This is a genomic window from Arthrobacter zhaoguopingii (assembly GCF_009828605.1).
In the GTDB taxonomy this organism is placed as follows: Bacteria; Actinomycetota; Actinomycetes; order Actinomycetales; family Micrococcaceae; genus Arthrobacter_D; species Arthrobacter_D zhaoguopingii.
Map to the genome: position 1 here is coordinate 1 of NZ_WIAE01000028.1, position 10,128 is coordinate 10,128.

General features: G+C 64.6%; 9 protein-coding genes. 5 read left to right on the forward strand and 4 right to left on the reverse strand.

What is annotated here, in order from left to right; genetic code table 11:
- Positions 1–89 precede the first annotated feature (89 nt).
- The 4 genes from GVV77_RS17800 (at position 90) to wrbA (ending at position 3,587) form a co-directional block, all read left to right on the forward strand.
- On the forward strand, positions 90–485 hold the full coding sequence (locus GVV77_RS17800) for a RidA family protein (protein WP_159620635.1): 396 nt from the start codon (positions 90–92) through the stop codon (positions 483–485).
- Between the two features lie 87 nt (positions 486–572).
- Positions 573–1,454, forward strand: coding sequence for an NAD-dependent epimerase/dehydratase family protein (locus GVV77_RS17805; RefSeq protein ID WP_159620637.1), 882 nt, complete (start codon positions 573–575; stop codon positions 1,452–1,454).
- A 9-nt stretch (positions 1,455–1,463) separates the two neighbouring features.
- Positions 1,464–2,654, forward strand: coding sequence for an MFS transporter (locus tag GVV77_RS17810; RefSeq protein WP_159620639.1), 1,191 nt, complete (start codon positions 1,464–1,466; stop codon positions 2,652–2,654).
- A 288-nt stretch (positions 2,655–2,942) separates the two neighbouring features.
- Positions 2,943–3,587, forward strand: coding sequence for an NAD(P)H:quinone oxidoreductase (wrbA, locus tag GVV77_RS17815; RefSeq protein WP_159620641.1), 645 nt, complete (start codon positions 2,943–2,945; stop codon positions 3,585–3,587).
- A gap of 122 nt (positions 3,588–3,709) precedes the next feature.
- Here wrbA and GVV77_RS17820 read toward each other — a convergent pair whose 3' ends face one another.
- The 3 genes from GVV77_RS17820 to GVV77_RS17830 all read right to left on the reverse strand — a co-directional run bounded on the left by GVV77_RS17820 (position 3,710) and on the right by GVV77_RS17830 (position 7,486).
- Complete coding sequence (locus GVV77_RS17820) at positions 3,710–5,707, reverse strand: putative bifunctional diguanylate cyclase/phosphodiesterase (RefSeq protein WP_159620643.1); 1,998 nt, start codon at positions 5,705–5,707, stop codon at positions 3,710–3,712.
- Between the two features lie 158 nt (positions 5,708–5,865).
- On the reverse strand, positions 5,866–6,879 hold the full coding sequence (locus tag GVV77_RS17825; protein ID WP_159620645.1) for a hypothetical protein: 1,014 nt from the start codon (positions 6,877–6,879) through the stop codon (positions 5,866–5,868).
- 91 nt (positions 6,880–6,970) lie between these two features.
- A complete protein-coding gene (locus GVV77_RS17830) occupies positions 6,971–7,486 on the reverse strand; it encodes a hypothetical protein (protein WP_159620647.1) in 516 nt (171 codons plus the stop codon).
- A gap of 526 nt (positions 7,487–8,012) precedes the next feature.
- Here GVV77_RS17830 and GVV77_RS17835 point away from each other — a divergent pair.
- The gene (locus GVV77_RS17835) at positions 8,013–9,065 is read left to right on the forward strand and encodes an ice-binding family protein (protein ID WP_159620649.1); all 1,053 of its coding nucleotides are present in this window, start codon (positions 8,013–8,015) and stop codon (positions 9,063–9,065) included.
- Between the two features lie 803 nt (positions 9,066–9,868).
- Here GVV77_RS17835 and GVV77_RS17840 read toward each other — a convergent pair.
- On the reverse strand, positions 9,869–10,128 hold a 260-nt coding region (locus GVV77_RS17840; RefSeq protein ID WP_159620651.1), incomplete at its 5' end, for a hypothetical protein.

Genomic DNA, 10,128 nt, shown 5'->3' on the forward strand with positions numbered 1-10,128 from the left:
AAGGCCCGGGCCTACGTCACCGAGACGCTCCTGGCCGAACCGGCCGCTGTCCGCTGAGACGTTCACAACCGAAGAACCGGAGCACGGTCATGATCACTAAAACCAACATCGAGGTCCCCGGGCTCGGCGACTCCCGCAAGTACGCCTACCTGCAGTGCGTCACGGCCGGCGATTTCGCGTTCGTCGCCGGGCAGACCGGGGTTGATAAGGACTACAACATCGTTTCGCCCGAGTTCGGCGCCCAGGCCCGGCAGGCCCTGCGCAACGTCGGACTGGCTCTGGAGGCCGCCGGCACGAACCTGGCCAACATCGTCAATCTGACCGTGTACCTGGCCGATGCCCGCGATGCGTTCGAATTCATCGACATCTGCCGCGAACTGATGGACGAGAACTTCGCGCCGACCGCCATTCTCGGAGGAATCGACTTCGTCCTCTCCGGTCTGCGCATCGAGATACAGGCCACCGCCGTGATCGAGCGCCCCTGAGGCCAGCGCACCCGAGAGAGGGACAGCCCCGCTGCCATCCCTCCCTACTACACCGCAGCCACGGTGCTGCCAAACGAAGGGAACACCATGCACGTCCTGCTTACCGGAGCGACCGGCTACATCGGCTCCGCCGTCCTCAAAGGCCTCATTCAGGGTGGCCACTCCGTCACCGCCCTCGTCCGCACCGAGGACGCAGCCGACCGCCTACGCGGCACGGACGTGGACGCCGCCGTTGGCGACATGCGTGATGCGGGCTTCATCACCGCTCTTGCCCAGAAGGTCGACGCCGTCATTCACACGGCCACTACCGGTGACGGGCACAAAGCGGCCGCAGAACGCACCCTCACCGACGCCGTCATCGCCGGCCTCGGAGACACCGGCAAGCCCTTCATCCGTACCGGCGGCATCTTGGTGTACGGCCAGGGTGAGGACATCACCGAAGCCTCCCCTCGGCGTGCCCCCAGCTTCGTGGCCTGGCGTGATGCCATGGACATTCCCACGCTTCAGGCCCCCGGGATCCGATCGATCCTCATCGAGCCGGGCGTCGCCTACGGCTACGGACACGGCATCCCCAACCTGGTCAGCCGCGCCGAGATCACCGAGGGTGACGGTCCGGCGCTCATCCTTCTCGGAGAGGGAAATCAGCATTGGACCACGGTCCACGTCGACGACCTCGCGGCCCTCTACATTCTTGCCTTGGAAAAAGCGCCCCACGGCTCCACGTACCTGGGCGTAAACGGCCACAACCCCACCGCCCGGGAACTCGGAGAAGCAGCCAGCCGCGTACGCGGACTCGGCGGACGCGTCGCCCCGGAAACCGCAGCTGAGACCATCGCCCGCCTCGGGGCTTTCGGCGAAGCGCTCCTCCTCAGCCAGCAGGCGACCGGCCGGGCCGCCCGCGAACTCGGATGGACCCCGACCCGTCCGACGCTCATCGATGAAATCAACGCCGGCACGTACACGAACTGAAAGTACCCCATGACGACGACTGTCCCCGTCCCGTCGACGACGCCCACTCGCAGCATCCGCTATGGCGGACTGGTCGTGCTGATGCTGATGGGCTTTCTGCTCGTCACGGCCGAGTTCCTCCCGAACGGCGTGCTCACTGAAATGGCCGACACGCTCGGCGTCACCCCTGGACAGGCCGGCCAGACCGTCACTGTGACAGCCCTCGCCGGGCTGATCGTCGCGCCGGCCGTGAGCATCCTGTTCCCGAAGCTTGACCGCAGGTCGCTGCTGATTTGGATGGCACTCGCTGCGGCGGCTTCGAACCTCATCGTCGCTATCGCACCGAACCTGCTGATCGTGCTGGCGGCCCGGTTCCTGCTGGGCGCTGCGCTTAGTGCCTTCTGGGCGATGTCGATCACCGTCGCCGCGCGCCTTGCAGGGCCCCAGCACCTTGGCAGAGGGGTCATGTTCACATCCGCGGGCGTCTCGCTGGCTACGGTCGCCGGTGTGCCGTTGGGGGTCATGCTCAGCGAGATCGTCAACTGGCATGCAGTGTTCGCCATCGCCGGCGTGCTGATGATCATGCTCGCGGTAGCTCTGCGCATCTTCCTACCGACCGTCCCGGCCGAGCAGGCATCCAGCCTGCGCCTGATCATCAGCACCCTCCGGCAGCCCGGCATCGGCCTGGGAATGTTCGGACACATCGCGGTCGTGCTCGGGCACTTCTTCGCCTACACCTACATCCGGCTCGCACTCGAGCGTATCCCCGAGATCGACGCCGCAGCGATCGTGGTGCTGCTCGCCGTGTTCGGCATCGGCGGACTTGTGGGAAACTTCGTGATCGGGATGCTCATCGATCGGGCGTTCGCGTTCTTCGCCGTGTTCACCCCCACCGTGATCGCCGCCGCTGTGATCGCAACGATCCTGTTCTCGGACTCAATCATCGCGATCGGCGTTGTGGCGCTGCTCTGGGGCTTCTTCTTCTCATCCTGGCTGCTCGTGATGAACACCTGGGTAGGTCACCGGATGCCTAACCGCCTGGAAGCAGGAGGCACCCTCATCTTCATCGGATTCCAGGTGGCCATCGCGTCCGCAGCCGGGGTCGGAGGAATCCTCGTCGACTCTGTCAGTATCGAGCTCGTCTACACCGTCGGAGCTGCCGCCCTGCTGCTCGGCGCGGTGCTGTTCGGAACAGCGAACCGCAAAAGCTTTATCACTTGAACACAGCGAGCTGCTGCGGGCCGGCGGAATGATCCGACGAACCCACGCTGCCCGTGAACCAGGGGCCCATCCCAAGCGACTATGACTACCTGGGATCGGACGGGCACGCAGCAGTCCATCGTGCAACTAATCCGTAACCGGCGCGTCGGCACACAGGTCGACGAGCCTGTGGAGCAGCTACAGCACAACTCATATAGACATTTCGCAAAGTATCTATATGATGGTAGTGTCAGTACCACTGATTCAGAACGAAGTATCCATCAGTTCCCACCATCGAGGAGAAATCACATGACGAATATTGCCGTGATTTACTACAGTTCCACTGGTCATGTGCACGCACTGGCCGAAGCCGTCGCTGAAGGTGCACGCGAGACAGGCGCTGAAGTACGTCTGCGCCGGGTACCCGAACTAGCGCCGGAGGAGGTCATCCGCGGGCAGAACGCCTGGAACGAACACCACGAGGCGACCAAGCACTCCGTCCCGGAAGCCACCAACGAGGACCTCGAATGGGCCGACGGCGTGGCCCTGGGCACTCCGACCAGGTTCGGGCTGCCCTCCTCGCAGCTGAAGCAGTTCATCGATCAGACCGGCCCCCTCTGGGCGGCCGGGAAACTGGCGGACAAAACCGCCACCGCGTTCACCTCGACCCAGAACGTGCACGGCGGATCGGAAGCCACCCTCCTGTCGCTCAACAACGTCTTCTACCACTGGGGGGCAATCATCGTTCCCCCCGGCAATACCGAGTCAGTAACTTTTGCGGCTGGCGGAAACCCCTATGGTGTGTCCTATCCCTCCGGTGACGGCACAGTGATGATGCCCGAGGCCGTAAAGGCTGCTGCCCGCCACCAGGGCAACCGGCTGGCCCGGTTCACCTCACGGCTCCTGCAGGACACCGAATCAGAGAGCCCGGCCGAACTGGAGCGTGTCTCCTAACCAGGTTTGCGGGTTGCGGTACCTACTTGAGGAAGGTGCGGTCACTGAATCGCTCATGACGGTATCTGCTGTCTGCCGTTCCGGCCGTACCGGGCGCTGCTTGTATCAGGGGTGCTGCTTCATCAAGGCTGTGGTGTGCGGATGCGGTGGGTGAGCCAGTCGATGAGGAGCCGACTGGACGCCGGGTGCATTCCCGTCTGGGAGTGTTGAAGTGCGTGCCAAGCTTTCACCTCAGCAGCGGCACCGGTGTCATCGATGAACCTGGTCAGTGGGCAGCGCTGCAGTTCCAACGGGTGCGGTGCGGCCAGCCGGGCAAACTGCCAGTGATAGGCCAGGGCGCCAAGGGAGGTTTGTATCGGGGACAGGTGCAGTTCGAAGGTGAACGAGTCAATCCATCGGAGGCAGTCCTGCGGCGCCAGGGGTTTCGCGAAGTAGTACCCCTGGCCTAGGGGCGCTCCAAGGATGATCGCAGCCTCGGTCAGGCTGTCATCTTCCAGTCCTTCGATCACGACACTTAATCCGAGGTCCCGGCCCATCTGCATGAGTGTCGCCATGATGCTGAGCGTCTCTAGGGGTTTGTCCGACACATGGAGGAACAATCCCCGGTCGAGTTTGATGGTGCTGAACGGAAACGAGGACAGGCGCTGCAGGCTGCTGTGTCCGGATCCGAGGTCGTCCATGGCCAGGCCGACTCCCAGGGCGGAGAGTTCCTGCAGCGCTACCCGCTGGGTTTCCAAGTCGATGTCGGGAGATTCCAGCAGTTCCAGGCCGAGCCGGCCGGGCAGCAGAGCGTGGGCGCTCAGAGCGTCCCCGATGAGTTGGGGTATGGTGCGGTCGTGCAGGATTTCCGGGGGCAGGTTAACTGACACGCCGAGATAGCGGCCTTCCTGGTCCCAGGCGGCAATGACCTCCAACGCGCGATCGAGGACCACGGTGAACAGCTCCCGCTGATCATCGGCATCGAGATGGGGCAGGAATTCCTCTGGAGAGGCGATATGCCCTCCGGCCAGCCTCAACCGCGCCAGGGCTTCGAAGTAGTCCACGGATCCGTCGCGGAGATCCACCACGGGCTGAAGGTAAACCAGAACGCTTCCGCTTGCCAGAGCGCTGCGGTAGTCCACCGGCCCCACCCGGTCCGCGTAACCGGTGGATGCCCGTGGGCCCGCACCCAAAGGGGGTAGGAGGTGTTCGGCGGCCTCCCACCAGGTCAGGTTGCCGTCCTCCCGTCCCTTGACCCGGTAGAGGGCCTCGTCGGCGCTGAGCAGGATCGACCGGCTGTCGGTCCCGTCCTGGGGAACCAGTGCGATTCCCATGCTCATGCCGATGTGGACCTGCTGCCCGGCTACCTGGAAGGGTTCCTCCACTGCCCCGTGAAGCCGGTTCAGTACTTCTGGAAGGTCCTCATCCACGGTGTTCCGGACAATGTTTTTGAGGATCAGGATGAATTCATCCCCGCCCATCCGGGCCAGCATGTCGCCCTCACGCAGCCGGGAGAGCACCCGGGTCGACCACTGCCGAAGGACCGCATCACCGGCGGCATGCCCGTAGGTGTTGTTGATGAGGCGGAAATCATCCAGATCGATCAGGCCGATCGCCGCCGTCGCCTCCTGGCCATAGGACATCCGGACAGCTTCATCGATGGCCTGCTCGGCCGCGGTCCGGTTGGGAAGGCCCGTCACCGGATCGTGCAGAGCCTGATCCTGCAGCTGCTTCAACAGCGCGACTTTGTTGCTGATGTCGCGCTGGACACTGACGAAATGGGTAACTTCGGTGCCGGTCCCGGCCCGCACCGGAACGATTCTCAGGGCTGTCCAGAACGCGGACCCGTCTTTGCGGTAGTTCAGGACCTGTCCTTCAAAAACTTCTTTTGAGGCCAGGAGGTCCCTCATCTGACGTTTCGTCTCCGGATCGGTGCCCGGACCCTGCATCACCCGGCAGTTCCTGCCCAGAAGGTCAGCCGGCTCATACCCGGTCATGGCAGTAAAGGAAGTGGACACATGCGTGATTGCCTGCCCGGCATCGGTGATCAGCGCGATATCGGCCGCCGCTGACCGGGCCGCGGTCAGCACGTCAATGGAACTCTTTTCCTCGGTCGCGCTTTCACCCGGTACCAATTTCATTGTTCCTTCCGGTAAGGCTGGAGCGGCAGGGACGCCAGACACTACACACATGACCGTACCCCCATGCCGCCCGCCGACACTTCGGACGGACTTCCCGCCCCCGGACTCCGTGCCCGGCGGCACGGGGCCCGGTTGTGCTGTTGATGTCATTGGTGCTGTTAGTGCCGCCGGTGGGGCTGTCTTTTCCTGCGCCGGATCAGCAGTGCAGTCCCGGCGAGGGCGAGGAGTAGAACCGCTGCCAGGACGGGGTGGGGAATCCACGGATTGGTTCCGGCCTGCGGCGGGGTGATCGTTTCTCCAGCGCCCGCCTCCGGGAAGGTCACCGGGGTAGAGGCTTCGCGTTCCAGCAGACCGCTGGTGAGTTTGAGGCCGGCAATCCAGGGCCCATTGGGAAGGTCCTTGGGCAGGATGAACGTGACCTCGTGGGTTGTGCCCGGGGCAATGGTAGTCGCGCTTTGAACTGCGAACGGGCCCGCGGACAAGGCTCCAGGTCCTTCGGTCAGGCTGAGACTCCCACTGACGTCCAGGGCGCGGCCACCGGTGTTAGTGACCAGGCCGCCAAGCTGCGGGCGGCCTTCCTCGTCCCGGGACGTGGTGAGGGAACCGATCGCGAAATCCGCCGGCGGACCGTTGCCCGGCCCGACGGAAAGGAAAATGCGGATGCCGACCCGGTTGGCCTGTACGACGCCTCCTTCATCGGCGGGGCTGCGCATCTCGGCCCAGACGGCCCCGTACTGCTCGCCTTCGGGCGCGTCGACGGGAACCGCGATGGTGGTGAGGACTTCCCGCGACTGCCCGGGTTCGAGGGAGACCTCCGGATCGGCCAGGGTTGTCCAGGTGCTCAGCTCGTTGCGGACTCCGGCATCCTCACCGACGAAGAGGCCGCCGTCGATGCGCGCTGCCCCCGCGTAGAGGCGGATGATCTGTGCGGTTGGCGTGTTGTTTTCCAAGTGGATCCGGCGTTCGATCTGCGCGCCGGGCGGCAGCCTGTCAATGATGTAGCTGCGCGCCCTGGGGTCGTCCTGGGTGTCGGCTGGAATATCGAGCAGCCGCAACGTGAGGTCGGCTTCGGCCTGGGGTGTTGCGGTAGTGCCGGCGGTTGACGCCGCAGCCGGCAGCGCCGGAAGAAACGCCAACAGCAGAAACAAGGAAACGGTGATCAGGAAGCGCACGTACGGGACCTCGTCTTGGTGGAGGGAAGCGGCGACCCGCGGGGGCCCTGCGGAGATGCAGGGCCCGAGCGGATCGGTTTGCAGTCTGGCCCTACAGGAACGAGTGAGTCAGGACTGCCGTGTAGGTGTCGGCCAGCGCGTTGGCCGGCGCGGTGACACTAAGGGTGGCGTCCCAGGTGGCGGTGTTGTTTCCGACCACACCGGTTGCCGTCTGGACCGCCTTGGCCGTGGACAGGTCGGTTTGGGACGTCGCAGCCACTGTGGCCGTTCCCGTGCTTACCGCAGCGCCCGGTGCATAGCTGGCGGCAGTTGCCGGGATGACGTTCGTGTTGGTGGTGCCGGTGAAGTTGGTCATGATGACCGCGGCGTTCCAGCCGATCGTGCCGGCACGTTCGTCGGTCACCGTGACACCGGCAACGGTTGCCGATGCGGTGCCACCCGGCGCAAGGGAGGAAAGCCCCGCCCCGGCCGGAGCGGAAATGCCGAGCCCCCCTGCGGTCACCTGCACAGTGGCGGTGGTGTCGGCCGCGGACGCCGGGAGGGCGAGGGACCCGACGAGGACGGCGGAGGCGGTGACGCTAAGTGAGATGCGGGAGATGGTACGCATGGCGTGAGACCTTTGATGGAGAGTGGAAACATCATGGATGTTCCGGATGAAGAATCCGCTCCGTCTGCGGCTTATGTGCCAAACGACGCGGCTGGAGCGAACTCCTACCGGTGGAGCGAACGTAACATCGTCAGTACCCTTCCCACCGATTGGGAGGGCATCCTGCGCCAATCCTGCGCTTGGGGGTTTAACCTGCGTCAATCGTGCGCTGGTACGGCGAAAGGCCCTGCACGATAAGCAGCGGGCCGGGCGGCCGGCGTAGGGAGGTGGAACCAAGCGGCCAGACGCAGCGGCGCGTGCACGCGTCGTAACGCGCCCTCCGCGAAATAGTCCACCCCTTTCCCTTTTCTCTTTTCCCGTTTTTCTCCGCACTGCGGGTCTAGCCTGAGCGCAGGCCCCGCGACCTGTCTCCCTCGCACGGTGCCGCACTATCCCATTTGTGATTGTGACTTGGCTCGGGATTATTCTCTGGAAACTCAGCAGGCGTATCACGCCCTGGGGCGCCTTCCGTTTGAAAGGCATCACCATGAAGAATCCAAGCGCCCGCAGAGCCGCCGCATCAAGCACACTCCCGCGGTGGACCGCCGCCGCATCCCTCACCGCGGCCTCCGGAGCCGTGATCCTGGCTCTCCTGGGCACCTTGACCGGACCTCCGGACGCCTTCGCGGCGGAAGCACCCGTCGGACTGGGGACCGCAGGCGGTTATTCCGTGCTCGGTGGCCAGACCGTCACCAACACGGGCCCGACCCTGCTCAACGCCAACCTGGGCGTCAGCCCGGGCACCGCGATCACCGGCTTCCCGCCTGGAGTCGCCACCGGAGCGGTCAATGCGGGCAACGCCGAAGCGCTCCAGGCGCAGGCGGACCTGGTCATCGGGTATAACGATGCCGCCGGTCGGGCACCAACGGCCAGCTTCGCGGCCGATCTGGTGGGGCAGACCCTCGGCGCCGGGGTCTACAACTCGACCGGCCCCATCGCCCTTAGCGGCACCCTGACCCTGGATGCGGCAGGAGATCCCAATGCCGTCTTCATTTTTCAAGCTTCCTCGACCTTGATCACCGCCAGTGCGAGCAGCGTCAGCCTTATCGGCGGAGCCCAGGCCTTCAACCTGTTCTGGCAGGTGGGCAGTTCCGCAACACTGGGTACGGGATCCTCCTTCAAGGGCAGCATCCTGGCCCTGACCTCGATAGCGGTCACCACCGGAACCGTGGTCGAAGGCAGAGCACTGGCCCGCAACGGCGAAGTCACCTTGGACACCAACACCTTCCTGACCTCCAACTGCCAGCCCGTCCCCACCCCCACCGAAACCACCCCCGTCCCGGTCCCGACGCCCGCTCCGGTCCCGACGCCTGCCGCGCCGACACCTGTACCGACTCTGGCTAACCCTGCCCCGGTGACCACTGGAAACCTTCCAGCGCCGGCCGGTAGCGTGCCTCTGCCGTCAGACACCCCCGCCTTCAACAACGGGTTTGCTTCGGGCCCCGGCACTGAGCCGACTCCACTGTTGACGAAGCGCGGCACCGACATTCAGAGCGCAGCCGCGGCGACCGCGTCCGGCTCCACCGGCCAGCGCCGGTGAGCGGAACAGCCGTGTTCACCATCAGGGCCGCTGCCCACTGGGCCGACCCGCAGCGGGCCGCGCGGGGCGTGTCGCTGTGACTGTGCCCAGTCCGGGCACAGCGGTCTGCTGCCGGTCTCATCCATGGGGAACTGATCGTGTCGATACAAGGAAATGACCAAAGGGCCCATGCAATAACGGAGGTGCTGGAAGCGGCCTGGTTCGCTGCCGCCGACATAGCGGTCGTCACCGACACCTCACAAGACATCTTGTATGTGTCGGAGAATCTTTCCATCAGGTCCACTCGGAACCGCGCGCTCTGCAGTGACAGTCAACCTTGCGCATCTGCGGATCCTTCACCACAACCGGGTCCCGCAGGGATCCGCAGGTCCTTGCATCGAGCCCGCTGCAGGGGGTGCCAGGTTCTGATTGGATCTGCTGTTCGTCGTCACTGGTACGCGGCGGTGCGGCTTGACTGCCGCGGACCCAGTCCTGTTGCGTGCCGTTGTGCCCGCCTTTTGAGGGCGTCCTCCGGGCTCTGCCGCCACCGTGGCCTCCGAAAGGAAGTGCTTCAGGGCTATCTCCGGATTGGAAAGCCCCTGGGCGATCAGTTCGAGGTCTTCTGGTACGGGAAGCACGGGCAAGCCGACGGCCGGAGCAACCTCCCAGCCGCCGCACCCCGCCCCAGCGGCGGGGTGCGGCCCTCCATGGCCTTTAAGAATGGGATATGAATACCGGATATCAAGGCCAAAGAGTCTTTTCATTCATTTGAATGCACGGTGGAACTGGTACCAGCAGCACAGCAGTTGACTCTCGCTGGAACGCTATTTTTGGTCGGCTGCGATGACATCGACGTCAATGGTGGACACGGTGCGGGTGCCCGCGGGAGTGTCGAATTCGAGGGTAGCTGCGCTGTACTCTCCGGGGTTGCTGCCAGCAAGCCACACAGCACCCCAAATACCGTCGGCTAGCGTGGTTTCGGTCACGGTTCCGGAGGCGCTGATGACGCGTACTGCGGTGACGTCTTCTCCTGCCTGCCCGCTGAGCTGAGCGTAGTTCTGCCCGGTCGCTGCACTTCCAAAGC

What these genes read in the sequence shown, in the direction of transcription:
- GVV77_RS17800 (WP_159620635.1), top strand. Translation starts at nt 90, where the DNA reads ATGATCACTAAAACCAACATCGAGGTCCCCGGGCTCGGCGACTCCCGC.
- GVV77_RS17805 (WP_159620637.1), top strand. Translation starts at nt 573, where the DNA reads ATGCACGTCCTGCTTACCGGAGCGACCGGCTACATCGGCTCCGCCGTC.
- GVV77_RS17810 (WP_159620639.1), top strand. Translation starts at nt 1,464, where the DNA reads ATGACGACGACTGTCCCCGTCCCGTCGACGACGCCCACTCGCAGCATC.
- wrbA (WP_159620641.1), top strand. Translation starts at nt 2,943, where the DNA reads ATGACGAATATTGCCGTGATTTACTACAGTTCCACTGGTCATGTGCAC.
- GVV77_RS17820 (WP_159620643.1), bottom strand. Translation starts at nt 5,707, where the DNA reads ATGAAATTGGTACCGGGTGAAAGCGCGACCGAGGAAAAGAGTTCCATT.
- GVV77_RS17830 (WP_159620647.1), bottom strand. Translation starts at nt 7,486, where the DNA reads ATGCGTACCATCTCCCGCATCTCACTTAGCGTCACCGCCTCCGCCGTC.
- GVV77_RS17835 (WP_159620649.1), top strand. Translation starts at nt 8,013, where the DNA reads ATGAAGAATCCAAGCGCCCGCAGAGCCGCCGCATCAAGCACACTCCCG.